The organism is Uliginosibacterium sp. 31-16 (assembly GCF_030730865.1).
Taxonomy (GTDB): Bacteria; Pseudomonadota; Gammaproteobacteria; order Burkholderiales; family Rhodocyclaceae; genus Uliginosibacterium.
On sequence record NZ_JAVALZ010000001.1, the window covers coordinates 1,212,166 to 1,237,570 of the forward strand.

17 protein-coding genes are annotated in these 25,405 nt (G+C 61.6%); 12 read left to right on the plus strand and 5 right to left on the minus strand.

Going from position 1 to position 25,405, the window contains the following annotated elements; all coding sequences use genetic code 11:
- Window positions 1-190: 190 nt before the first annotated feature.
- The 3 genes from Q9Q94_RS05615 (at window position 191) to groL (ending at window position 6,862) form a co-directional block, all read left to right on the plus strand.
- Window positions 191-4,399: a PAS domain-containing protein gene (locus Q9Q94_RS05615; protein WP_305979037.1), complete on the plus strand. Its 4,209-nt coding sequence runs from the start codon at window positions 191-193 to the stop codon at window positions 4,397-4,399.
- Between the two features lie 457 nt (window positions 4,400-4,856).
- Complete coding sequence (gene groES, locus Q9Q94_RS05620; RefSeq protein WP_305979038.1) at window positions 4,857-5,147, plus strand: co-chaperone GroES; 291 nt, start codon at window positions 4,857-4,859, stop codon at window positions 5,145-5,147.
- 71 nt (window positions 5,148-5,218) lie between these two features.
- Window positions 5,219-6,862 carry a chaperonin GroEL gene (gene groL, locus Q9Q94_RS05625; RefSeq protein ID WP_305979039.1) on the plus strand — a complete coding sequence of 548 codons (1,644 nt, stop codon included), beginning with the start codon at window positions 5,219-5,221 and terminating at the stop codon, window positions 6,860-6,862.
- A 198-nt stretch (window positions 6,863-7,060) separates the two neighbouring features.
- Here groL and Q9Q94_RS05630 read toward each other — a convergent pair whose 3' ends face one another.
- Window positions 7,061-8,332 carry an aspartate carbamoyltransferase gene (locus Q9Q94_RS05630; RefSeq protein ID WP_305979040.1) on the minus strand — a complete coding sequence of 424 codons (1,272 nt, stop codon included), beginning with the start codon at window positions 8,330-8,332 and terminating at the stop codon, window positions 7,061-7,063.
- Window positions 8,333-8,615: 283 nt separating this feature from the next.
- Here Q9Q94_RS05630 and Q9Q94_RS05635 point away from each other — a divergent pair, with 283 nt between their 5' ends.
- On the plus strand, window positions 8,616-9,227 hold the full coding sequence (locus Q9Q94_RS05635) for a LysE family translocator (protein ID WP_305979041.1): 612 nt from the start codon (window positions 8,616-8,618) through the stop codon (window positions 9,225-9,227).
- Between the two features lie 176 nt (window positions 9,228-9,403).
- Window positions 9,404-10,273 carry a transferase gene (locus Q9Q94_RS05640; RefSeq protein ID WP_305979042.1) on the plus strand — a complete coding sequence of 290 codons (870 nt, stop codon included), beginning with the start codon at window positions 9,404-9,406 and terminating at the stop codon, window positions 10,271-10,273.
- A gap of 1 nt (window position 10,274) precedes the next feature.
- Here Q9Q94_RS05640 and Q9Q94_RS05645 read toward each other — a convergent pair whose 3' ends face one another.
- The 4 genes from Q9Q94_RS05645 to Q9Q94_RS05660 are packed head-to-tail and all read right to left on the minus strand — an operon-like array spanning window position 10,275 to window position 13,513.
- Window positions 10,275-10,733, minus strand: coding sequence for a thioesterase family protein (locus Q9Q94_RS05645; RefSeq protein ID WP_305979043.1), 459 nt, complete (start codon window positions 10,731-10,733; stop codon window positions 10,275-10,277).
- Window positions 10,734-10,743: 10 nt separating this feature from the next.
- Window positions 10,744-12,024, minus strand: coding sequence for a glutamate-1-semialdehyde 2,1-aminomutase (gene hemL, locus Q9Q94_RS05650; protein WP_305979044.1), 1,281 nt, complete (start codon window positions 12,022-12,024; stop codon window positions 10,744-10,746).
- 53 nt (window positions 12,025-12,077) lie between these two features.
- Window positions 12,078-12,692 carry a thiamine phosphate synthase gene (thiE, locus tag Q9Q94_RS05655; RefSeq protein WP_305979045.1) on the minus strand — a complete coding sequence of 205 codons (615 nt, stop codon included), beginning with the start codon at window positions 12,690-12,692 and terminating at the stop codon, window positions 12,078-12,080.
- Complete coding sequence (locus tag Q9Q94_RS05660; protein WP_305979046.1) at window positions 12,689-13,513, minus strand: hydroxymethylpyrimidine/phosphomethylpyrimidine kinase; 825 nt, start codon at window positions 13,511-13,513, stop codon at window positions 12,689-12,691. Before Q9Q94_RS05660 ends, thiE begins: the two co-directional genes overlap by 4 nt.
- A 321-nt stretch (window positions 13,514-13,834) precedes the next feature.
- Between Q9Q94_RS05660 and Q9Q94_RS05665 the strand changes: the two genes are divergently transcribed.
- From Q9Q94_RS05665 to Q9Q94_RS05695, 7 genes are all read left to right on the plus strand, one after another.
- Entirely contained in the window at window positions 13,835-14,266 is a 432-nt protein-coding gene (locus tag Q9Q94_RS05665) for a PleD family two-component system response regulator (RefSeq protein ID WP_305979047.1), read from the plus strand.
- A gap of 25 nt (window positions 14,267-14,291) precedes the next feature.
- The gene (locus Q9Q94_RS05670; protein WP_305979048.1) at window positions 14,292-14,657 is read left to right on the plus strand and encodes a response regulator transcription factor; all 366 of its coding nucleotides are present in this window, start codon (window positions 14,292-14,294) and stop codon (window positions 14,655-14,657) included.
- Window positions 14,658-14,680: 23 nt separating this feature from the next.
- Window positions 14,681-15,202: a chemotaxis protein CheW gene (locus tag Q9Q94_RS05675; protein ID WP_305979049.1), complete on the plus strand. Its 522-nt coding sequence runs from the start codon at window positions 14,681-14,683 to the stop codon at window positions 15,200-15,202.
- A gap of 96 nt (window positions 15,203-15,298) precedes the next feature.
- Window positions 15,299-17,443: a methyl-accepting chemotaxis protein gene (locus tag Q9Q94_RS05680; RefSeq protein WP_305979050.1), complete on the plus strand. Its 2,145-nt coding sequence runs from the start codon at window positions 15,299-15,301 to the stop codon at window positions 17,441-17,443.
- A gap of 97 nt (window positions 17,444-17,540) precedes the next feature.
- On the plus strand, window positions 17,541-23,906 hold the full coding sequence (locus Q9Q94_RS05685; protein ID WP_305979051.1) for an Hpt domain-containing protein: 6,366 nt from the start codon (window positions 17,541-17,543) through the stop codon (window positions 23,904-23,906).
- A 229-nt stretch (window positions 23,907-24,135) separates the two neighbouring features.
- Window positions 24,136-25,167: a tRNA dihydrouridine synthase DusB gene (dusB, locus tag Q9Q94_RS05690; RefSeq protein WP_305979052.1), complete on the plus strand. Its 1,032-nt coding sequence runs from the start codon at window positions 24,136-24,138 to the stop codon at window positions 25,165-25,167.
- The gene (locus tag Q9Q94_RS05695; RefSeq protein WP_305979053.1) at window positions 25,164-25,400 is read left to right on the plus strand and encodes a helix-turn-helix domain-containing protein; all 237 of its coding nucleotides are present in this window, start codon (window positions 25,164-25,166) and stop codon (window positions 25,398-25,400) included. The genes dusB and Q9Q94_RS05695 overlap by 4 nt, the downstream gene beginning before the upstream one ends.
- The last annotated feature ends 5 nt before the right edge of the window (window positions 25,401-25,405 follow it).

Consider the following 25,405-nt stretch of genomic DNA (forward strand, 5'->3'; position numbering starts at 1 on the left):
CATCCGCCGCACACCAGAAGCCGCCTGAGGGCGGCTTTTTTCTTGCCTGCAAGGGCAAGTCCGCCTTGTAGGCGCCGGCAGCCGGACGTGCGAGGTGTCATGCCAAGGCAATGCGCGGTAAGCTTCGCGACGGGGACTTGGCTCGGAAGCGGACAACACGATGCTGCGGTTTGGCTGGCAGGGAATCACGATGGCGGGGTTGGCTGTGGCGGCAGCCTTCAGTATTTTCTGGGGAGCCGGGCTCGCCTGGGTGCTGACAGGAGCCGGTGCCGTGTGCAGTGGCGTGCTGTGGCTGCGTGTGCGGCAATTGCAGCGCCGTCTTGCAGCCAGCGAACAGGCCACTCCGGCCACGCCCGAGGCCGATCTGGTTCGCATGCAGACCTTCGTGCAGAGCCTGATCGATGTGATTCCGCATCCGCTGTATGTGCGCGATGGAAGCAGCCGCTACCTGTTTGCCAATCAGGCATATGTCGAGGCGCTGGGCCGGCCCTTGGGCGAGATCATCGGCCGCACGCCGGCCGAGGTGCGCGAGGATGCCGAACACGGCGAGGAAATCCTGCAGGAAGACCGCGAAGTGCTCGGTGGCGGGGTGGTGTTCAAGGAGGTCATCAACCGTCACACCTGGCGCGGCGAGGTTCGCAATCTGGTGGTGACCAAGGGGGCCTGCATCGGGGCGCGGGGAGAGCCGGTGCTGGTCGGCACCTATTTCGATGTCACCAACTGGCGCAAGGCCGAGCGGGCCTTGCAGGAGTCTGTCGAGCGCGAAGTCCTGCGGCGCGAGCGGATCCAGCAGTATGTGCAGCGGTTGATCAATGTCATTCCGCAGCCGGTGTACGTGAAGGATGCGCAGAGCCGCTACGTGCTGGTCAATGACGCGTTCTGCGCCGAGCGCCGGCGCTCGCGCGAAGACCTGATGGGCCAGAATTCGTATGCACTGGCGCCGGATCAGCGCCTGTCGTCGAGCATTGCCGACGAAGATCTGCGCGTGCTGGCTGGCGAGCTGGTCAGCAAGGAAGAATGCCTGCCGCACATGTATACCGGCGAGGAACGTTTCCGCCTGATCACCAAGGGCTCCTGCCTGGATGCCGATGGTCAGCCGGTGATCGTCGGCGCGAATTTCGATGTAACTCCTTGGCGGCAGGCCGAGCGCAAGGTGCAGCAGGCACTCGAGCAGCAGTCACGCACGCGTGATTTCCTGCAGCTGATCTTTGATGTGCTGCCCAACCCGATCCTGATCAAGGACGAGAACCTGCGCTATCTCATGGTCAACCGGGCCGCACTTGGTCTGCTGGCGCGCAGCGAGGCCGGCATTGTCGGGCTGAAGCTGGGCGACCTGGTGACGGAGCCCATTGTCGAACAGATCGAAGCTGAAGAGCAGGCACTGCTGGCGCAGCCGGACGGTTCGTCCTGCAGCGGCGAAAGCTTTTTCTCCTTCCCGGAAAACACGCAGAAGCACTTCATCAGTCACAAGATCGTTGGCCGCGATGCCGACAATCGGCGCGTGGTCATTGTTTCGCTGACCGATGTCACCGCCATCCGCCGTGCCGAAGCCGATCTGCAGGCGGCACTGGTGCGCGAAGTGCTGCGCCGCGAGCGCACCCAGGAGTTTGTGCAGCGCCTGATCGACGTGATTCCCGAGCCGGTGTACGTGAAGGATGCAAACAGCCGCTACCTGATCGTGAATGACGCCTTTGCACGCGATTTCGCAGTGCCCAAGCAGCAGATCCCGGGCATCGACTCGATTGCCCGGGTGGGCTCCGGAGATGCCGAGGCGGGCGAAGCCGTGCGGGCCGAGGATCTGGAAGTGCTGGCCGGCAAGGTGGTGCGCAAGGAAGAGCACCGCCCCTATCTGCTCACCGGGGAAGATCGTCACCGCATCGTTTCCAAGGCGGCCTGCCTGAATGCGGAAGGCGAGCCGGTGATCGTGGTGGCCAGCTTTGACGTGACCCGCTGGTATCAGGCCGAACGCAAGCTGCAGGAATCGCTTGTACGCGAGACTGCGCTGCGCGAGCGCACCCAGGCGTACATCCAGCGCCTGATCGACGTGATTCCGCATCCGGTATTCGTGAAGGATGCCGACAGCCGCTTCCTGATGGTCAACCAGTCGATGGCTGATTACTATGATCTGAGCATCGAGGAGCTGGTTGGCAAGACTTCATTCTTCCGGGCGGAACCCCCTTCTGCAGTGGCGCAGAAAGTCAATTCAGAAGACCGGGCGGTGATCTACGACGGTCTGGTCGTCAGCAAGGAAGAGCGCACCCTGCACCGCCGCACGGGTGAAATGCGCGACCGGCTTTTTGCCAAGGGGCCCTGTGTCGACCCGTCCGGGCAGACCGTTCTGGTCGGTACCCATATCGACATCACCTCCCTGCGCAATGCCGAGCGCGAACTGCAGGCGGCCCTGCAACGCGAGGTGGAGCGCCGTGAGCGCACCCAGGAGTTCGTCCAGCGCCTGATCGACCTGATTCCGCAGCCGGTGTCCGTCAAGGATGCCCAGAGTCGCTACGTCATGATCAACATGGCGCATGCCCGTGAGCTGGGCAAGAGCAAGGACGAGATCATCGGCCTGCGTTCCTGGGAGTGGATCGCCACCAGCCATCCGGACCTCAGTGCCAGTGTTTCCGCCGAAGACGCTGCCGTGCTGGCGGGCGAGGTGGTTTACAAGGAAGAGCACCAGCCCAATCCGCTGACCGGCGAAGAGCGACACCGCGTCATCTCCAAGGGCAGTTGTCTGGATGCGGACGGCAATCCGGTCATTGTGGTGGCCAACTTCAATGTCACCCGCTGGTATCAGGCCGAGCGCGAGCTGACCGAGGCGCTGTCACGCGAGCAGCAGAGCCATGAACGGACCCAGCAGTACATCCAGCGGCTGATCGACGTGATCCCGTACCCGGTGTACGTGAAGGATGCGCGTAGCCACTTCCTGCTGGTCAATGATGCTTTTGCCAGCGAACGACAGCTCGACAAGAACGATTTGCCGGGGCGCAGCTCGGCTTCTCAGCTCACCTGCAGCCCAGAAGCAATGCGTCTGACCAGCGACGAGGATGGTCGGGTGCTGGCGGGCGAAGTGATCCTCAAGGAAGAGAACAGACCCCACCCGGTCACCGGCGTCGAGCGCTATCGCGTCATTTCCAAGGCCGGTTGCAAAGACGCTTCCGGCAATGCCGTGATTGTCGTGTCGACTTTCGATGTCACGCCCTGGCGGATTGCCGAGCGCGAGCTGGCCGCCGCCCTGCAACGCGAAACCGAGCGCAGCGAGCGCATCAAGCAGTACGTGCAGCGCCTCATCGACGTGATCCCGCAGCCGGTTTACGTCAAGGATGCCGACAGCCGCTACCTGATGGTCAATCAGGCCTTTGCCACCGATCGTGGCATTTCCAAGGACGCGCTTGTCGGCAGTCTGTCCACCATCTCGCCGGAGATGCAGCGCATCGTTTTCGCTGAAGACGCCGAGGCCCTGCAAGGCAAGCCGATCCTCAAGGAAGAATTCCGCCCGCATCCGGTGACGGGGCAGCCGCGTTATCGCGTGATCGCCAAGGGCAGTTGTCTGGACGATGAAGGTCATCCGGTCATCGTCGGCGCCAACTTCGATGTCACGCCCTGGCGTCTGGCCGAAGCCCGCCTGTTCCTTGCCAAGGAAGCGGCCGAGCGGGCCAACGCGGCAAAATCACTGTTCCTCACCAACATGTCGCACGAGCTGCGCACGCCCATGCATGGCATTCTCAGTTTTGCCCGCATCGGCTTGCAGCGCGCTCCGCAAAGCAGTCCGGAGCGCTTGCTCGGTTACTTCGAGCGCATCGTGCACAGCGCCGAGCGCCTGATGGGCCTGCTCGACGATCTGCTCGACCTCGCCAAGCTGGAGGCAGGGCGCATGGATATCCGGCTCGAACAGCTTGATGTCGCAGCCATCGCGCACGATGCCCTCAACGAATTCGAAGCCCTGGCCAGCCAGCATCAGCTGCAACTGCGCCTGTCCCACGCTGGCCCCGCGCAAGCACATGCGGACAGCAAGCTGCTGAGTATGGTGCTGCGCAACCTGCTCTCCAACGCCATCAAGTTCTCCTCCGACGGGGGCGAAGTCAGTCTGCAGATCCAGCCGGGGGTACTCAGTCTCGACGGTGAGACCGAAGCACCCCGCCCGGCGCTGGAAATCATCGTGGCCGACCGTGGCCCGGGCATCCCGGAAGAGGAGCTGGAGGTCGTGTTCGACAAGTTCGTACAGAGCAGCAAGACGCGCAGCGGCGCTGGCGGCACCGGTCTGGGGCTGGCCATCTGCCGCGAAATCGCCAGCGCACACGGCGGCCACATCTTCGCGCGCAACCGTACGGGCGGGGGGGCGGAATTCGTGCTGCGCATCCCGGTCGATGGCCCTCCCCGTCAGCCTGCCAGGGAAGCCTGAGCATCTGCTTGCTGCAAAGCCGCTTCTGGCGGACTTCTTCAGGCAGGTGTGCCGGAGAGGCAGTTGAATGGCGGGGATACGCGATGAATGCCTGAAGAGGCCCGCCAGAAGCGGGTCTTCAGGCATCGCGCAATGCGGCCGGCGAGAGCCGTGACGTGTTCAAGTCCTTGAATCCGTTGCTGAACGAGAAAAATTTAGCGTGCGCGTCCTTGAAATGACACATTCCCGCCCCTATCATTAGCACTCGTCAGGGGAGAGTGCTAACAACGCCGGTGCCAACCGGCCAGTCCTCCCCGGTTCCCCCGGGTGCTGATTCCGGTTTGCAAGAGAAACGAGACGCGAAGACGAGCCGCAGGCTGTGCTGTAGCACGGCAAGGCGAAGTCGACAAAGTACCGGTTCTGGTGCGGACAGGAATGACCCAAGATTTTTTAAATCAATCCCTTAACAGGAGTGGATATGAAGATTCGTCCCCTGCAAGACCGCGTGGTCGTCAAGCGTGTTGAAGCCGAAGAAAAGACTGCCTCCGGCATCGTTCTGGCTGGCGGCGCTGTTGAAAAACCCGACCAAGGCGAAGTCATCGCTGTCGGCAACGGCAAGATCCTGGAAAACGGTTCTGTGCGTCCGCTCGACGTGAAGGTCGGCGACCGCGTCCTGTTCGGCAAGTACTCCGGCCAGACCGTCAAGGTCGATGGCGTTGAACTGCTGGTGATGCGTGAAGAAGACCTGATGGGCGTGCTGGAGAAGTAATTCCGGTCTGGCGCTGAGCGCCCCGGTTTTCCCATCCCCACAACGAATTCAACCAATATCTGGAGTAATAAATGGCTGCTAAAGAAGTCAAGTTCGGCGACTCCGCTCGCGAACGCATGGTTGCTGGTGTCAATGTTCTGGCCAACGCCGTTAAAGTCACCCTCGGCCCGAAGGGTCGCAACGTGGTTCTGGAGCGTTCCTTCGGCGCCCCGACCGTGACCAAGGACGGTGTCTCCGTCGCCAAGGAAATCGAACTGAAAGACAAGTTCGAAAACATGGGCGCCCAGATGGTCAAGGAAGTTGCTTCCAAGACCTCCGACATCGCTGGTGACGGCACCACCACCGCCACCGTGCTGGCCCAGGCCATCGTGCGCGAAGGCATGAAGTTCGTGGCCGCCGGCATGAACCCGATGGACCTGAAGCGCGGCATCGACAAGGCTGTTGCAGCTCTGATCGAAGAGCTGAAGAAGGTCTCCAAGCCCTGCTCGACCAGCAAGGAAATCGCCCAGGTCGGCTCCATCTCCGCCAACAGCGACTCCTCCATCGGTGACATCATCGCCACCGCCATGGACAAGGTCGGCAAGGCTGGCGTGATCACCGTTGAAGACGGCAAGAGCCTGGACAACGAGCTGGATGTCGTCGAAGGCATGCAGTTCGACCGCGGCTACCTGAGCCCGTACTTCATCAACAATCAGGACCGTCAGATCGCCACGATGGATAACCCCTTCGTGCTGCTGTACGACAAGAAGGTTTCCAACATCCGTGACCTGCTGCCGATCCTGGAACAAGTTGCCAAGGCTGGCCGTCCGCTGCTGATCGTGGCTGAAGACGTCGATGGCGAAGCCCTTGCAACGCTGGTGGTGAACAACATCCGTGGCATCCTGAAGACTGTTGCCGTCAAGGCTCCGGGCTTCGGCGACCGCCGCAAGGCCATGCTGGAAGACATCGCCATCCTGACCGGTGGCCAGGTGATCTCCGAAGAAGTCGGCCTGTCGCTCGAGAAGGCCACTCTGGCTGACCTCGGCCAAGCCAAGCGCATCGAAGTCGAGAAGGAAAACACCACCATCATCGACGGCGTCGGCTCCGCTGAAAACATCCAGGGTCGTGTTGCCCAGATCGAAGCCCTGATCGAAGCTTCCAACTCCGACTACGACCGCGAAAAGCTGCAAGAGCGCAAGGCCAAGCTGGCCGGCGGTGTTGCTGTGATCAAGGTTGGCGCTGCCACCGAAGTCGAAATGAAGGAAAAGAAGGCTCGCGTGGAAGACGCCCTGCACGCCACCCGCGCTGCAGTGGAAGAAGGCATCGTCGCCGGTGGCGGCGTGGCCCTGCTGCGTGCCCGTTCGCAAATCGGCGCTGTGAAGGGTGACAACCCCGATCAGGAAGCCGGCATCAAGATCGTGCTGCGCGCGATCGAAGAGCCGCTGCGCCAGATCGTCCAGAACGCCGGTGACGAACCCTCCGTGGTCGTCTCCAAGGTGCTGGAAGGCAAGGGCAACTTCGGCTTCAACGCTGCCAACGGTGTCTATGGCGACATGGTTGAAATGGGCGTGCTGGATCCGACCAAGGTCACCCGCACCGCACTGCAGAACGCCGCTTCCGTCGCATCCCTGATGCTCACCACCGACTGCATGATCGGCGAACTGGCTGAAGACAAGCCGGCCGGCGGCATGCCCGATATGGGTGGTATGGGTGGTATGGGCGGCATGGGCATGTAATCCCCTCCGGCACGCGGGTAAATCTACTGCGCGTGCCGATCTCGAAACTTTGGTGCTCAACGTACTTTTCGTACGTTTCCGCTCCGCGTTTCGACCTCGGCCCGCTCGCTACGATTTCCCCGCGACCGGTGCGCCCGCTGCACCAAAGCTTCAAAACAAAACCCCGCGGAAGCGGGGTTTTGTTTTTGGCTCACCGCATTACAGCAAATGAAAAGTCGCATCCTGTCGCCCGACGCGTGCCGGACGACGCCAGCGCGCGTCCCGCATCGCGCCCTGCAGGTCGGGCACAACGCCAAGCAGCACGGCGAAAACCGCCATGCGCAAGGCGATGCCGTTGTCCGTCTGGCGAAAGATGCCCAGGCGCGGATCGCCATCCAGATCGGTAGCCAAGTCATTCGCTTCGACCGTGCTATCACGGGGTAGCGGATGCAGAATCACTGCCTCCTTGCGTGCGAAGCTCTCGATCGCATTGCGGTCGATCCGGAAGCGTGCCGGATAGCTCTCCATCACCTCCGTTGTCATCCTTTCGCGCTGGATGCGTGTTGCGTAGATTACATCGGCGTCGCGCAAACCCGTCTCGAGGACGCTGTGCTGCGTCACCCGATGCCCCGCAGCTTCGGCCTGCTCAAGCAGCTCACGCGGCATCTCCAGACCGGCCGGCGCGACAAGCTTGAAGTGAATGCTCCTGAATACCTGCAGCAGACGGAACAGGGATTGCACGGCACGGCCATGCTGCAAATCACCGACCAGCGCAATGCAACTGCCATCGATTTGCTTGCCGAGACGACGGAACTCCTTGGCAATGGTCCAGATATCGACCAAGGCCTGCGTCGGATGCTCACCACTGCCATCGCCGCCATTGATGACAGGCACCTCGATATGCTCGGCGAAGTGTGCGACCGAGCCCGTTTCCGGATGACGCAACACAAGAATGTCAAAATATCCGGCGACGACACGCGCCGTATCTGCCAGTGACTCCCCCTTGGCCATCGACGAGAAGGTGAAGCCGGTCGTATCACACACCGATCCGCCGAGTCGGCAGAACGCCGCACCGAATGACAGGCGCGTACGCGTGCTTGGCTCGAAAAACAGGTTGCCCAGCACGGCACCATCAAGCACCGGACAAATCTTCTGACGTCTGGCAACCGGTTCGAGCAAGGCCGCGATGCCGAATAATTCTTCGAGCGAGTCGCGATTGAACTGTCCGACGCTTAACAAATGGGGCACGCCATCGCAGTGCAGCGTGTCGAGCAGGCTGCAATCCGGCCTCTGGCTTAAAGCCAGAGGCCAGCGCTGTTCGATCAGTTGCCAAACGGACTCCGACATCTGGCGTGCCTCCTTGGATGCAACCGGCAATAGCCAAGTGTCCAGTGCGCGCTTCTTCACCCCTAGCTGGTTGGCGAATTGTTCCCGTGTCAGCCCCAGAGCCTGCATCTTCTGACGCAAAAAATCCTGCTGTAGTGTGCGCATTGCGTATCCATGTTTGTTCGAATGGAGCCAGTTTGCCCGATTTTTACAAGCTTAAAATACGCGCAAAGCGTATATGCGCACTGTTGGCATCCAGCAAGTAGTCCGGGTGAAGGCTGAAAGCCGGAATCCGGGGCTTGTCGGGGCCGATCCCGGATTCCGCTGCGCTGCATCCGGGTTACTTTGGTCCCCATGTACCTCTCGGTCTTGAATTCCCCGCACCCACCCGCACCTGAAGCAAGCGGCGTATTCTCTGCCGCGCATCCACCGTTTCCGAGGTCTCCACATGTCTTTCCACGCCTTGCTGCTTGTGATGAGCATTCACGCCGTCGCCCTGATTTCACCGGGGCCGGATTTTGCGGTGGTGACGCGTCTGTCCATCGTGGCGGGGCGGCGCACCGGTTTGTGGGCGGCGGCGGGAGTGGCTGCGGCGATTGGCGTGTATGTGCTGATCTGTGCGCTGGGCCTGTCGCTGGTGCTGGCGGCGCTGCCGGGGCTGTCACAGCTTTTGTCGGTGGTGGGGGCGCTGTACCTGGGCTGGCTGGGCATTCAGTGCCTGCGCTCGCGCGGGCAGATGCCTGAAGCGCAGACCGGGCTGGCGGGCCGCCGGGCGTTTGTGACCGGCTTCCTGACGAATCTGCTGAATCCGAAGGCGATGCTGTATTTCGGCTCGATCCTGTCGCAGGTGCTGACACCGGATCTGGGGCGCGCGGATACGGCTCTGCTGTGGGGGCTGCTGGTCAGCGAGTCCCTGCTCTGGTTCGGGCTGGTGGCCTGCCTGTTTTCGTCACGCCCGGTGCTCGATTGGCTGCGCGGTCGTCTGCTGTGGTTCGAGCGCATCATCGGCCTGGTGCTGTTGGGGCTGGCTGCAAAAGTCGCAAGCGCGGCCCTGCGCTGAGCTGGGGGTGCAAGCCCTGCAATCATCTGCCCGTAGACCCGCACCGCACGGCCTTCTTCAGCCGGCCTGCCGGCAAATAGCCGTGCGATGCGCCTGCGCAAGGCGCATGCCTGCAGAATGAGGCAGGATGCGGCTGTGCAGGCATCCCGTTCAATCATCGTTGCAGATTTCCAACCATGTCCCTTTCTCCCCCCGGCTGGCTGAGCATTCCCGCCAGCTTCCTGCAGGAATCCGGTCAGATCTGGCTGCGCGAGCCGGAGGGCAAGAACCGTCAGTTGCTGATCAAGCAGCTCATGGACGGCATTTATCCCCACCCCTTCGTGATGGACGATGGCAAGGTGCGGCGCCTGCATTTCAGCCTGAAGCTGGTGCAGAGCGAGATGCGCCTGGATGCGCCGGACGAGCTGGCGGTGTTTTACACGCGGGCGATGATGGGTTTCCTGCTGTTCCATCCGATTCCCAAGCATGTGGTGATCATCGGCCTGGGCGGCGGCTCGCTGACCAAGTATTGCTACCGCAATCTGGCACGCAGCCGGGTGACCAGCGTGGAGCTGATGGAAGGCGTGATCGCCTGCCGTGACTGGTTCCAGATTCCGCCGGATGATGAACGTCTGAAAATCGTGCAGGCCGATGCAGCGGATTATTTCGCAGCCGAGCCGGACGGGGCCGACGCGATCCTGCTTGATGCTTACGACGAGGAAGGGGTGGCGCCGCAGCTATGCACGCTGGTGTTCTACGCCAATCTGCGCGCGCACCTGAAGCCGCGCGGTGTGTTGGTGGCGAACATCTCCGGCCACAGCCTGACCGCCGAGACGCACATCGACCTGATCCGCAAGGCCTTCGATGGCCGCATGGTGGTGGTGGATGTGGTCAGCGATGGCAACCGCATCGTGTATGCCTTCAACGATCCCGGCTTCCCGCCGGATTGGCAGCGCCTGACGCGCAGCGCGCGCGAGCTGGAAGGCAAACACCCTTTTGAGTTCACCAAGCTGCTGCGCGACATGGAGCGCAGTGCGCAGCGCGACAAGCGCAAGGGGCGGCGCTGAGTCAGGCGCACTCTTTCGGGCTGGCCACCATCGCAGGCTGATATCCGGCAGAGAACTCGGCGGGCAGACGCCGGGGACGGCTGCTGCTCATTTCGATGCAGACCAGACTCCAGCGCCCGCGCATGATCGTCAGCCGGTCATGCGGGCGGATGAGCTGGAAACTGCGCTCAAAGGTGAGCTTGCCGTCGCTGCGTGTCAGCCAGGTGCCCAGCACCAGCTCTTCGCCCAGAAAACTGGGCAGCAGATAGTCATATTCTCCACGGCGGATGGCCAGGGCCCGATCCAGGCGTTTCCAGTCCTCCAGAGAAAGACCGAGGGCTTCGGAATGTGCCCAGCCAATGTTCTCGCACCAGCGAACATACACGGCATTGTTGGTGTGGCTCAGCCCGTCAATATCCGTTTCGTCAGGGCTGACCGCCAGCGTAAAAGGGTTTGGATAATCCCAGTCCAGTTCAGGCATCTGTGCCGCTCTATCGCAACATGGCAAACGCAGCGTCCGCCGCTGCCAGCGTCGCGGTGATATCTGCCGCGCTGTGTGCCGCCGACACGAAACCGGCCTCGAAGGCCGAGGGGGCGAGGTAATGGCCGGCGTCCAGCATCAGGTGGAAGAAGCGGTTGAAACGCTCGCGGTCCGAGGCCATCACGTCCGCGAAGCTCTGTGGCACGTCCTGGCTGAAGTACAGGCCGAACATCGCGCCGACGGCCTGGGCCGAGAAGGCGATGCCGTGTTTGGCGGCGGCGGCGCTCATGCCTTCGGCAAAGGCACGGGTGCGTGCCGACAAGACTTCGTAGAAGCCGGGCTGACGGATCAACTTCAGCGTTGCGAGCCCGGCGGCGACCGCTACCGGGCTGCCGGACAAGGTGCCCGCCTGATACACCGTGCCCAGCGGGGCGATCTTTTCCATGATCTCGCGCTTGCCGCCAAACGCGCCGACCGGCATGCCGCCGCCGATGATCTTGCCCAGCGTGGTGAGGTCCGGCGTGATGTTGTACAAGCCCTGCACGCCTTGCAGGCCGACGCGGAAGCCGGTCATCACTTCGTCGAAGATCAGCACCGTGCCGTGCTCGGTGCACAGCGCGCGCAGGCGATCCATATAGGCTTGCGACGGGCGCACGAGGTTCATGTTGCCGGCGACCGGCTCGATGATCACGCAGGCAATCTCCTTGCCGCGCGTGGCGAAGCATTCTTCCAGTGCGGGGATGCTGTTGTAGTCCAGCACCAGGGTGTGCTTGGCGAAGTCTGCCGGTACGCCGCCGGAGGACGGGTTGCCGAAGGTCAGGAGGCCCGAACCGGCTTTGACCAGCAGGCTGTCGGCGTGGCCGTGGTAGCAGCCCTCGAACTTGACGATGGCGTCGCGGCCGGTGAAACCGCGGGCCAGCCGGATCGCGCTCATCGTCGCCTCGGTGCCGGAAGACACGAGACGGACCATCTCGATCGAGGGCAGCAGCTCGATCAACAGCTCGGCCATCTCGATCTCGCCCTCGGTCGGCGCACCGAAACTCAGGCCATTTACCGCGGCGCGCTGCACGGCTTCAATGACTTCGGGGTGGGCGTGGCCAAGAATGGCCGGGCCCCAGGAGCCGACGTAGTCGATGTATTGCTGGCCATCGGCATCCCACACGTAGGCGCCTTGGGCGCGCTCAAGGAAGCGCGGCGTGCCGCCGACGGAACGAAAGGCGCGGACGGGCGAATTCACGCCACCGGGAATGCTGCGCTGGGCGCGGGCGAAAAGTTCGGCGTTTTTGCTCATCTCGGGAGTGGGAAGTCGGGAGTGGAAAGTAGGGTGCTCAGTGCGCACCATGATTATCGGTAGAGCTCAGTGATCTTGGCGGCTTGAGCCTGCGGGTCAGCGTTCTGGTAGATGTCGGTGATCACCGCTACCCAGTCGGCACCGGCTTCGACCAGCGGTGCGGCGTTGGCAGCGGTGATGCCGCCGATGCAGGCGACAGGGACATTGATGAACTCCGCCTGGGCACGACTGATCAGTTCGATCGGCGCGACAGGCGCTTCGGGCTTGGTTGGCGAGGCATACATCGCGCCAAAGGCGATGTAGCTTGCCCCGCCGGACACGGCCGCGCGAGCGCGTTTGAAATCGCCGTAGCACGACACACCTATCTGCAGACGCCCGCTGGACGCGGCTTTCAGGGCACGCAGTTCTCCGTCGTCGCGGCCGATGTGCAGACCCTCGGCGTCGACGGCGAGCGCCAATTCAAGCGAATCGTTGATGATCAGGGCGACGCCCAGTTCGCGGGTCAGCGCGCGCAAGGCCTGCGCCTGTTCGAGTTTCAGCGTCGGGGTGGCGGTCTTGTGGCGATACTGCAGCACGGTGGCACCGCCAAGGATCGCGGCGCGGCTTGTCGCGACGAGACGGGCTGTGTCGTCCCAGTCGGGGGTGACAAGGTAGAGCCCGCGTTTCACGCTTCGTCCTGGGTGCAGAACCGGTTCGGGATGCTTTGGCCCATGCCCAGGCGCCAGCTCTGCTTGAGGGTATGCCAAGTGTACTCCTGGGCGCCACGTACGGCTTCGCTGAGCTCCATGCCCTGGGCAAGCAGGGCTGCCAGTGCGGCGGAAAGGGTGTCGCCCGCACCATGCCAGGCGCCGGGCAGGCGTTCCCAGGCGTCGGTGCGCAATACGCCGGCGCCGCCGTAAAGCGTATTGATGACTTGTGGCGTGGGTTCGCGGGCGCCGGTGAGCAGCACCTGGCCGGCGCCCATCTCGATCAGGCGACGGGCGCACTCGGCACTGGAGATCTCTTCCATGCCTTCATCCTCGGCCTCGTCTTCACCGACCACGAGACGGCGCGCGTCGGCTGTATTGATGATGACGACTCCAGACAGTGGCAGCAGCAATTCACAGATGGCTCCCAGCATTTCTTCGTCGGCCAGCGGATCGGCGCTGTTGCGCAGTTCGGCATCAAAGACCACCGGGATGTCCGGGTAGTCGGCCAGTACATCGGCAATTTCGGTGATGTTGTCCACGCTGACCAGCTGGCCGATCTTGAAGGCATGCACCGGGATGTCTTCGAGCAAAGCCCGGGCCTGATCGGCGACCCAGTCACCATCGGTCGCCGAAATCCCTTCGATGCGCGAGGTATCCTGTACGGCATAGCCGGTAATCACCGACAATGGGTGCGCGCCAAACGCCGCGATGGTCAGCACGTCACCCTGCAGGCCTCCGCCCCCGGTAGGATCGGCGGCGGCAAAAGTGAGAACGACGGGAGGAGTGCTGGGACCAGGCATGGCGGAAGGGATCAATGAAGGGGCTCCGCAGGGTTGCGGCGCTTCAAGTTTAACCGATAACGGCTTGGCCCCGGCTGTTGCGGGACGGCCACAAACGGCGTACGGATAATCCCGCACATGAGCGGCAAATTGCCATCTGCAGCCTTGCAGGCTTGCAAGTTTGGTATATTTGCCATACAAACATGCAGCGTACGGTTCCGAATAGAGTAATTACCGGAAAGCCGGACCCCGGTGAGAACCCGCAAGGTTTGTCCTGAATCGGGTGCCAGGGCATCCGCATCGGGTACGCTGTGCGAATAATTTCCATACTGTCATCACCGGATGTGCAGGTGGCTTGAGAGGAGTTGCACGTTGGCAGACAGAGCTGATGCTTCCGGCACCAAGGTGATGGTGATTGACGATAGCAATACCATTCGCCGCAGCGCGGAGATTTTTCTGGCCCAGGCCGGCTATCAGGTGCTGCTGGCTGAAGATGGCTTCGATGCACTGGCGAAAATTGCCGATCACCACCCCGACCTGATCTTTGTCGATATCATGATGCCGCGTCTGGATGGCTATCAGACCTGTGCATTGATCAAGAAAAACCCGAAGTTCGCGGCGACGCCGGTGATCATGCTGTCTTCGAAAGACGGCCTGTTTGACCGGGCGCGGGGCCGCATGGTCGGTTCCGATGAGTATCTGACCAAACCCTTTACGAAAGACAGTTTGCTCAAGGCCGTGTCTGCACACATGGCTCTCCGTGAACAACGCTGACATATTCACTGTTTGAGGTTCCAGCATGGCAATCAAGAAAATCCTGGTCGTTGATGACTCTCCTACCGAGCGTTTTGCGCTGATCGAATACCTGTCGAAACAGGGCTTCTCGGTGGTTACTGCTGATAATGGTGAAGAAGGCGTGGTCAAGGCCAAGGCCGAGATCCCCGATCTGATCCTGATGGATGTGGTGATGCCTGGCATCAACGGCTATCAGGCCACTCGCACCATCTCGCGCGAAGAAACCACGCGCCATATCCCGATCATCATGACCACCAGCAAGGATCAGGAAACTGACAAGATCTGGGGCATGCGTCAGGGCGCCTTTGACTACATGACCAAGCCGCTCGATCTGGAAGAGCTGCTGCGCAAAATCCAGGCGATCGGTTGATCGTCCACAAGGGAGTCTGTTGAATGGCCAAGCGCATCAGTCTGCGGGAGTTTCAACAGGATCTGACCAAGCGGCTCGCGGAGATGAGCAGCTCCAACCGCCGTTCGGCGCTGTTGGCGGTGGTTGCCGGTTCGGAGAACTGGCTGGTCGACCTTTCGGATGCAGGCGAAATCATTGCCGCGCCCAGCCTGACCGAGGTACCGCTGACCCGCAACTGGTTCCGCGGGCTCGCCAACGTCCGCGGCAATCTGTTCAGCGTGGTTGATCTGGCTGCTTTCTGTGGTGAAACGCCACCGCCACTGACCAATGATTCGCGCATGATGCTGATCGGCGCCAAGCACGGCTTGCATACCGCGTTGCTGGTGTCCCGTGCCCTGGGTTTGCGCAATCCCGACGACTTCGAGGTGGATGAGGGCTTTACGGATACCCGGCCGTGGATCGGCGCTGCGTTGCGCGACCATCAGAACCGTTTGTGGAAGCGCCTGATCGTACGCCCTTTGCTGGCCGATCCGCGCTTTCTCGACGCCAGTGCGGACCTTCGCTGAAATGAATTCAAACCTGACGCACCAGCCCCGTTGCTCGTACGTTTGCAGCACACATAACAAAGATACCCAACGCCCGTACCATATCGGAGCACTCGCATGGCACTGAAACTTCCTGGCTTCCTCAAGCGTCTCAAGGCCAATTCGGCCAATTCTGACAATACCGTCATGGACAGCCGCGCGACCATGGTCGAAGCAGGGGGGGCAACGGCCCCTGCAGCGCGGCGTAAGCTGTGGCTGATCGGCGGCAAGACGCTGAACGAGCAGATGCGGTCCATCGGCGGGTTGTTTGCGCTGGCGTTGCTGATCACTGTGGCCCTGACCGTGTTGCAGATCCGCTCTGCGTCGCAGGGTACTGCGTTCGTGTCGGCGGCAGGTCAGATGGCCACGCTCTCGCAGATTCTTGCCAAGGCTTCGCAGCAGGCGGTGACGACGGGGCGTACCGGCTTCTCCGAACTGAAGGACAGTCGTGACGCGTTCGCTACCTTGCTCAAGACCATCACCGAGGGTGGTGACGTCAATGGCATCAGCGTGCCGAGCACGCCGGGTTCGGCCAAACCGCAACTGGCAGAGGTTGCCGAGATCTGGAGCAAGATCCTGAAAGAGGCCGACGATGTGGCCAAACAGCAGGAGCAGATCAATCGTCTGGGCAAGGCAGTTGCCAATATCAACAGCACGAACGCTCAGCTGCTCGACTTTGCCGAGCAGGTGGCGCGCGCAAAACTTGAAGGTCATGGTTCTGCACGTGACATTGAGACGGCCAACCAGATCGTGATGTTGTCGCAGCGTATGGCTAAAAACGCCAACGCCTTGCTGGCCGCCGAATCGGTTGACCCGGAAGTGATCTTCCTGCTGGGACGTGATTCCAACTCTTTCAACGACTTGCTTGAACAGCTGACCGAGAGCACGACGGACGCCAATACCATGCAGAAGCTGGAGAGCCTCAAGCTCTTCGGTGCACGCCACCAGATCGCGGTCGGCGGTATTCTGGCCAACGTGCAGCCGCTGCTGACGGCAAAGCGCGCCGGTGTGACCGTGTTCCAGGAATCCGGCAAGCTGCTCGACGCGATCAACGAATTGTCTGCCGCCTATAACAAAGCGTTCACGGGTATCAACTGGCGCATCCTCGGTATCCTGATCTTTGGACCGATCGCTCTGTTGCTGCTGGCCGGTCTGGTATGGGTGTACAACAACGACTTGGCGTCACGGCGTGACGAGGCAGACCGTCAGCGCCTTTCGGCTGAAGCCGACAAGAACAACACCCAGCAGGCCATTTTGCGCCTGATGAATGAAATGGGTGACTTGGCTGACGGTGACTTGACGATTCGTGCAACCGTTACCGAAGACGTGACCGGCGCCATCGCCGACTCGGTGAACTACACGATTGAAGAACTCTCCGTGCTGGTGCGCCGAATCAATGATGCGGCGGGTCGCGTGACCATTGCTTCTGAGTCCGCCCAGCGCATTTCGGGCGAACTGCTTGACGCTTCCGAGCGTCAATCGCGTGAAATTACCCAGGCCGGTTCGCAGGTTCAGGAAATGGCCCGCTCGATGACCGCCGTATCCGGCAGCGCTCTGCAGACTGCGCAGGTGGCCCGCCGTTCGCTGGAAGCTGCGCGCAAGGGTGCCGACGCGGTGCAGAACTCGATCAAGGGTATGAACGAAATCCGCGAGCAGATCCAGGAAACCTCCAAACGGATCAAGCGCCTTGGTGAGTCCTCGCAGGAGATCGGTGAAATCGTGGAACTGATTTCCGACATTACCGAGCAGACGAACGTACTGGCACTTAACGCTGCCATTCAGGCAGCATCCGCAGGTGAAGCCGGTCGCGGTTTTACGGTGGTTGCGGAAGAAGTGCAGCGCCTCGCAGAACGTTCTGCCGAAGCGACCAAGCAGATTGCGGCGATCGTGAAGACCATTCAGACGGATACGGGGGATGCCGTGGCCGCTATGGAAAACTCGACCCGTGGTGTGGTGGAAGGAGCCAAGCTGTCTGATGCGGCCGGTCAGGCCCTGTCCGAGATCGGCGACGTGTCGGTGGAAATGGCGACGCTGGTTGAAAAGATTTCGTCCGATACGCAGCGTCAGGCCAACGTGGCAACCGAAGTGTCGGAAGCCATGCGCGGGATTCTGTCGATCAACGAATCGACGACCCGTGGCACCCAGCAGTCCGCGATCTCGATTGGTCAGCTTGCTGATCTGGCTGTCGAACTCAAGGGTTCGGTGTCTGGCTTCAAGGTGTGATGAATGGGTTGTGCAGCCGCCGGTTGCACAACTTCCTCCCCCCGGCCCTCAGGGCCGGCTCGTGGTGGCCGTGCCGCGTCTCCTCAAGAGGCAATAGATGAGCCTGAATAACGATTTTGATGTGGGTCCACTGACTTGGGTGAAGGGCGAGATCGACGCCGCGCTGAATGCTGCGCGGGACCGTCTCACCGAAGTACAAGCCGATCCGAGCCAGCGTGAGCCTCTGCGCTTTGCCCAGAGCCATGTACACCAAGCCAGTGGTGCCTTGTCCATTGTTGGTCTGGACGGTGTGTCGCAGTTTGCTGAAGCTGTGGACAAGCTGCTTTCTGCGCTGGCTGCCAACGAAGTGGCGATGTCGCCAGAGCTGCTGGCACTGGCGCTGCGCAGCGTCGGCATGCTCGGCAACTATATCAACGAGATTTCTGCGGGTGCTCCGCATCAGCCTCTGCGCTTGTTCCCGGCCTATCAGGAACTGGTCGCTGCGCGCGGTGGTGAAGCGCCACTGCCGAGCGAGCTTTTCTTCCCGGACCTGAGCGTGCGTCCGCAGCTTGCCAGCACGGATGCCATCGCACCGGAACGTGCCGCACATGAATTGCGTGTGTTGCGCGGACGTTTTGAAAAAGGCCTGCTCAACTGGCTGCGCAAACCGCAGGAAGTGGCGGGTCCCCAGGAGATGCTCAGCGCCGTGCAGCGCATTGAGCAGATTCAGGCCTTGCCCGCGACGCGTGCCTTCTGGTGGGCGTCGATCGCCTTTTTTGAAGGTCTGACGGCGCAAGCCATTCCCGCGGATCGCCCGGCCCAGCGTTTGTGCCGGCGCATCGACACGCAGATGAAGCGCCTGCTCGAAGGTTCGCAGATCGTCGCCGAGCGTCTGGTGCGGGATGTGCTGTATTTCGTGGCAACTGCGCGCATTGACTCGCAGCATGCCGACGCTGTGCGCAGTACCTATGGTCTGGATCGCATCCTGCCGTCGCCGGATGTTGAACTCTCCGACACCCTGCGCCAGCCCTTTGTGTTGCGGGTACGGGAGACGCTGGAGCAGGCCAAGGATTGCTGGAATCGTTTCTGCGCCGGCGCTGCCGTTGCGCTGCCGCAATTCCAGGAGCAGCTCCTCGAACTGGGCAAGCGTGTCGAGCCGATGCGGCTGGCCCAGGTCAATCGTCTGCTCGTGGCCTTGGCAGAAAGCATCGTCTGGCTGCGTGCCGACCCCTTGCGCCTGAGCGACGACCTGTCGATGGAAATTGCCACCGGTCTGCTGGTGATCGAACAGGCCGCCGAATCGCCGAATGCTGATCCGGCCCTGTTGCGTCGCCAGGTTGACCTGCTGTGTGTCCAGTTCTCCGGCCGCTGTCGCGGCGATGTCGTTCCCGAGCTTGATCTGACGCCTTTTGGCGAGGCCTCACGGCGCGCTCAGGAACGTCTGTTCTTCAATCAATTGGCGCGTGAGATCCTGACCAATCTTGGTCAGATCGAACAGACCCTGGATGGTTTCTTCCGCAATCCCGCGCAGCGGGATGCACTGCCAGGTCTGGCTGGGCCGCTCAAGCAGATTGAGGGGGCATTTGCCGTACTTGGCGAGCAGAAAGCCGTCACACTGGTGCGTGATAATGCAGCAGCAATAGCCCGTTTTGCCGAAGCCACGGATGCACCGGCCCAGGAAGAACTCGACGAAGTGGCCCATCAGCTCTCCGCGCTGGGCTTCTATGTTGATGCACTAAAAACGGGGGCCGCGCGTCTAGATGATTTCCTCAACCCGTCGAGCACACGTATCGATGAAGAGGTCGTCGCGGCCGCCACTACTACTGTTGAGGCACAACTGCAGCGCGAAACGCGCGAAACCCACAATCTGGTCGAGGCGCTCAAGGAAGCGCCTGAAGACCAGTTCCTGCGTGATCAACTGGTCAGCAGTCTGGAGGCCATCCGCGAGGACGCCCAGCTGGTTGCGGATACCGGTCTGGAGCAGAAGGCCAAGGACGCGCTGGCCAGCCTGAAGTCGGGCGAGGCAACCCAGGAAACGCTGGCTGAAACTTTCGCAAGCGTGGTACCGGCGCTTGCGCCACAGCCTTCCGAAGAAACGGCACGCCTGATGGCTGCCAGCAACGAGGAGCTGGATGCCGAGCTGCTGGGAATTTTCCTTGAAGAAGCACACGAGGTGCTGGAAACCATTGCCGAGCATCGCAACAAGGTTGTTGCGGAGCCGCATGATTTCGAGTCACTGACGACGGTACGGCGTGGTTTCCATACGCTCAAGGGTAGTAGCCGCATGGTGGGTCTGACCGATTTCTCCGAAGCAGCCCGCTTTGTGGAAATGGCCATGAACCGCTGGCTGCAGCTGGAGAAGGACGCCGATGCCAGTCTGATTGCAATGCTTGATAACGCCTGTCTGCTGTTTGGGGCATGGGTGGAGCAGCTTGAGACCGGCGGTGGCTTGTGGCGCGATGCCACAGCCCTGACTGCGCAGGCGCAGAATCTGCTGGGCGCGCTTGATAGCCCCGCAGATGAGATGAACACACCGGCAGCGGCGGTGGGCGCAGCGGCGTCGGTTGCCGGCGCGGTAGCTGAACCTGTGTTCACCGATGAGTTGCAGGAGGCCATGGCGCCGGCCGTTGAGGCGGGCTCGGAGCTGGATCTGACCAGCACCCTGATGGAGCTGGATCTGGCGGCCCTGTCTTCAGGTGAGCAGATTCACACTGAAGTTGATCTGGCCGTGACTGATTTTGAAGGTGACGCACTGCGCATCTTCACCTCCGAATTCGGTGAACAGGCGGGTGGCGCAGAAGCGGAAGCACTGGCTGCGCGTTTTGAAGCACCGCAGACGCCGTCTTCCCTTGATCCTGTTGCAACGGCGCCCGATCTGCTGGATTTCGAACTGGATGATCTTGACGCAGAAGTCGAGGCGCCGCCCGCTGCCTCACCGGCTGCAGCAGCGACTGGCGATGTGCCCGTCGCTCTGGATCTGGATTTTGGTGACGACGATATCGACACGAGCTCTCCTGCTGAGCCTGTGGCGATGGAGGTTGCCGAGCTGGACCTGACCAGCTCCATGGTGAATACCCAGCTTGAAGCCATGATGAATGGCGACAGTCTCGGCGAAACCGAGATGGACCTCACCGCCACCGATCTTGCCGGCATCATGCCTGCTGAGGCTTCGCATGCGGCAGCGCCACTGACACTTGATGAGCCGCTGATTGACGAGCTGGAGATTGGTCTGCCTTTGCTGGCAGAAGAGGCTCCGGTGCTGGCGGTCGAGGCGGAAACCGGGGCCGGGATTGAACTCCTGCCCGAAGAGGATGTGCCGACCCTGGACGAGGAGTTGGTCGCGCAGGAGCCTGAGCTGCCCGAGGTACTGCAGCCGGAAGAGTCGATTCCCGACTTGCCGGAGCTTGAGCCCGTGCCTGAGGCAGCGCTTGAGCCAGTGTTCGGGACTAGCACCCTGACGCGCAAGGAAGACGTCGACGGCATCGAGGAAGTCGCGATTGATGACGATGAAGGTGACATCGAGTTGCCAGTCATCAATCTGAATGCCTTCAACCCGCCGTCTGTCCAGGCTGTGCCCGAACCGGCAATGTCGGAGAGTGAAGTAACGATCGGCGACCAGACGTTGTCACGTGGCCTGTACGATCTGTACATCGCCGAGTCGCGCCAGTTGCTCGACAAGCTTCTCGACGAGCATACCCGGCTGGAAACCAGTTCGCTGCGCGTGCCGACCATTGATGCGATCCGCGCTGCGCACACCTTGGCCGGCATTTCGGGGACTGCCCGCATCGAGTCTGCCTATGCGCTGGGCAAGGCGCTTGAGCATGCCCTGCACCGCTTTACCGATACCGAAATTCCGCCTGTCGCGGCGCAGACCGATGTGCTTGGTACGGCCGTGCTGATGCTTGATGGCATGCTGGCCGAAGTCGTGCATCACATCATGCCTTTGCCTGCGCCGGAGCTGATCGCCCAGCTGGAAGCCCTGCATCCGAATTATCCGGACCATGACGTCGTGCCGGCTGCTGCTGAAGCACCTGCGCCGGCATTTGTTGATGAGCACGTCAGTCTGGTCGCTGCAGCAACCGCTGCCGCCGCCGTGCCCGTGATCCAGCCGGTGCCTGAGGCGCCCTTGCCGCTGGAAGCGGACAGTGGTCCGCAGGACGAACTCGATGAGCAACTGCTGCCCATCTTCTTCGAAGAAGCCGACGAATTACTGGTGGCCATCGGTGGTGTTCTGCGCGACATGCGTGCCGACCCGGCTGACAATGCCCCGCAGCAATCACTGGCCCGTCAGCTGCATACGCTCAAGGGCAGTGCGCGGATGGCCGGAGCCATGCGCCTCGGTCAGTATGTACACAATCTTGAAACCCATCTCGAAGCGTCTGCGCTGGCGCATCATGCCGGCCCGGCGCTGGTGGACGACCTTGAAAATGGTCTGGACCACATCGGCGCCTTGGTTGCCGCGCTGAAGAATCCGCCCGAGCTGGTGCCTGAAGCAGGCGTGCCAGAGTCCGAAGAGGCTCTGCAGACCGCGACTGTGGCCGATGTCCCGGGTGGGCTGCTGGAAACGCCCGCGGCGCCTGCCTCTGCGGCAGTGCCGGTCCGTCAGGTAGAAGCCATGCCGGTCTTCGATGATCTCGATGCGACCCAGACCCAGCCGCGTGCGCCGTTGCGGGTCAAGGCCGAGATGATCGACCGTTTCGTTAACGAAGCGGGTGAGGTGTCGATTGCGCGGACCCGGATCGAAGGCGAAATGCGCGTGCTGCGCCGCTCGCTGCTCGATCTGACGGAAAACGTGATCAGGCTGCGCAACCAGTTGCGTGAGGTGGAAATCCAGGCCGAGTCGCAGATGCAGTCACGCATCGCGGCGGCGGAATCCATGCACGACAATTTCGACCCGCTCGAATTCGACCGTTTCACCCGCCTGCAGGAACTGACGCGGATGATGGCCGAGTCGGTGGGTGACGTTACGACGATCCAGCAAAACCTGCTGCGCAATCTCGATGCCGCAGACTCCGCACTGCATGCGCAGGGCCGTCTGTCGCGCGATCTGCAGCAAGCGCTGATGGGCGTCCGGATGGTGCCTTTCGAAGAACTCGCCGACCGCCTGTACCGGGTCGTGCGCCAGACCACCAAAGAACTAGGCAAGCGCGCCAACCTCGACATTGTTGGCGGTGCGATCGAAATCGACCGCGGTGTGCTGGATCGCATGACTGCGCCGATCGAACACTTGCTGCGTAATGCCATCGCCCACGGTATCGAGATGCCGGAGATTCGTGCGGCAGCAGGCAAGCCTGAGGTTGGCCAGATCACCCTCAAGCTGACTCAGCTTTCCAACGAAATCGCGCTGGAGTTGGCCGACGACGGCAAGGGGCTGGATTACGCCCGCATCCTCGCGCGTGGGCGCTCGGTCGGGCTGGTCGGGCCGGACGAGAATCCGAACGAGAACCGCCTGACCCAGCTGATTTTCGAGCCGGGATTCTCGACCGCCGAATCCGTGTCCGGTATCGCCGGCCGCGGTGTGGGCATGGATGTGGTGAAGAACGAAACCATGTCCGTGGGTGGCCGCATCGACATTTTCTCCGATGTGGGCAAGGGTTCGCGCTTCCTGATTCACCTGCCACTCACCCTTGCGGTGACGCAGGCCTTGCTGGTGCGTTCCGGTGAGCGTACTTACGCGATTCCGTCGAACATGGTCGAGCAGGCGCTTGAACTCAAGGATTCCACGCTGCAGGAAGTTCGCAGCAAGGGCCTGGTCGAATGGAAAGAAACCCAGTACCCCTTCACCTACCTGCCGCGTCTGCTGGGTAACGTGCATGCGCAGCCGCTGCCGGCCCGTTATCAGTGGGTTCTGCTGGTACGCGCCGGTAGTCAGACTCTGGCGGTGCACATCGACGAACTGCGCGGTAACCAGGAAATCGTGGTCAAGAATGCCGGCCCGCAATTCGTGCGCCTGCAAGGTTACTCGGGCGCCACGGTGCTGGCCGACGGCGAAATCTCGCTGATTCTCAACCCGGTGGCTCTGGCTGCACGGCAGAGCGTGTCGGCGGCTGCCTCGGGCGATGTTGCAGAGGCGGGCGAAGAGGGTTACACCTTGCCGGTCGAGACGCGGATCCCCTCGATCATGGTTGTCGATGATTCGCTCACGGTGCGCAAGATCACCAGCCGCATGCTTGAGCGTGAAGGCTTCCAGGTGGTTACCGCCAAGGACGGTGTCGATGCGCTGGAGCAACTTGTCGAGTACAAGCCCGACGTGATGCTGCTGGATATCGAGATGCCCCGCATGGATGGCTTCGATCTGGCTCGCAACGTGCGCGCCGATGCCCGCCTGAAGGATGTGCCGATCATCATGATCACCTCGCGCATGGCCGACAAGCACCGCAACTATGCGATGGAAATCGGTGTCAATAACTATCTGGGCAAGCCCTATCAGGAAGAGCAGCTGCTTGAACTGATTGCCGGTTTCATCGCTGCCCAGCGTACGTAATCCGGAACCGGCCCGCCATGGCGGGCCGGCTGCCGAGCCGCTTCCAGCCTCACTCTTCAACCTGCCTGCGCGCACAGGTCCGCGCCATGCGGTTCTCCGGATAGTGTCAGAAATTTGCCAAATTCGACACGTTGAGCAACTTTCGTTGCGCAAAAAGTAAGCACTTGCTGGCCCTGATCGGCTAGAATTCCGCCCTTCGCCCCGCCTGTTCTTTTGCTTTTTGCTGATCATGGAATTCGCCGGTATCCGTCTGAAAAACCAGCTGTTTGTTGCGCCGATGGCTGGCGTGACGGATCGCCCGTTCCGCCAGTTGTGCCGCAAGATGGGTGCCGGGCTGGCCGTGTCGGAAATGGTGACGTCGAATTCCTTGCTTTACGGCAGTACCAAGACCCGGCGCCGCGCCAATCACTGCGGTGAACCGGGGCCGATTTCGGTGCAGATCGCTGGTGCCGATCCGGTCATGATGGCCGAGGCTGCGCGTCACAATGCGGCCAATGGTGCGCAGATCATCGACATCAACATGGGTTGCCCGGCCAAGAAGGTCTGCAATGTGGCGGCTGGTTCCGCCCTGATGCGCGACGAGTTGCTGGTGGCGCGCATTCTGGAAAGCGTGGTCGCAGCGGTGCCTGATCTGCCGGTAACGCTGAAATTCCGTACCGGCTGGGATCATGCCAACCGCAATGCAGCCACCATTGCACGCATTGCCGAGCAATCCGGTATCCGCCTGATCGCCATTCATGGCCGTACCCGTGCTGATCTGTACATGGGTAACGCCGAGTACGACACCATTGCCACGGTGAAAGCGCAGGCTGGCATTCCGGTGATCGCCAATGGCGATATCGATTCGCCGCAGAAGGCGAAATTCGTGCTGGATTACACCGGCGCCGATGGCGTCATGATCGGCCGCGCGGCACAGGGGCGGCCGTGGATCTTCCGCGAGATCGAGCATTACCTGAGAACCGGCGAGCTGCTGCCGCCACCGGAAGTCAGCGAGATTCATCGCGTGTGTCGCGAGCATCTGGCCGATCTGCATGAATTTTACGGCGGTATCGCCGGAGTACGCGTGGCCCGCAAGCATATTGCCTGGTACACCAAAGGCATCGTCGGCTCGCACGCATTTCGCCAGCAGATGAACCTGCTGGAAACGCCAGAAGGCCAGTTTGCTGCCATTGACGAATTTTTCAGCCTGCAGGCGACGCATTCACTGCGCCTGCAGTACGACAACAACAATCAGTCCGAGACGGAAGTACTTGCCGCATGAACAAGAAGAACGATATTGCCGTGTGCGTGACGCACGCGCTGGACCGCTATTTTGCCGATCTGGACGGCGAAACCCCCGCTGACATCTACGACATGGTGATTCGCCAGGTCGAGCGTCCGCTGCTCGAATCGATCATGGCCCGGGTTGGCGGCAACCAGACTTCTGCGGCCACGATGCTTGGCATCACCCGTAACACCCTGCGCCGCAAGCTGCTGGACCATGGCTTGCTGTAATCCGC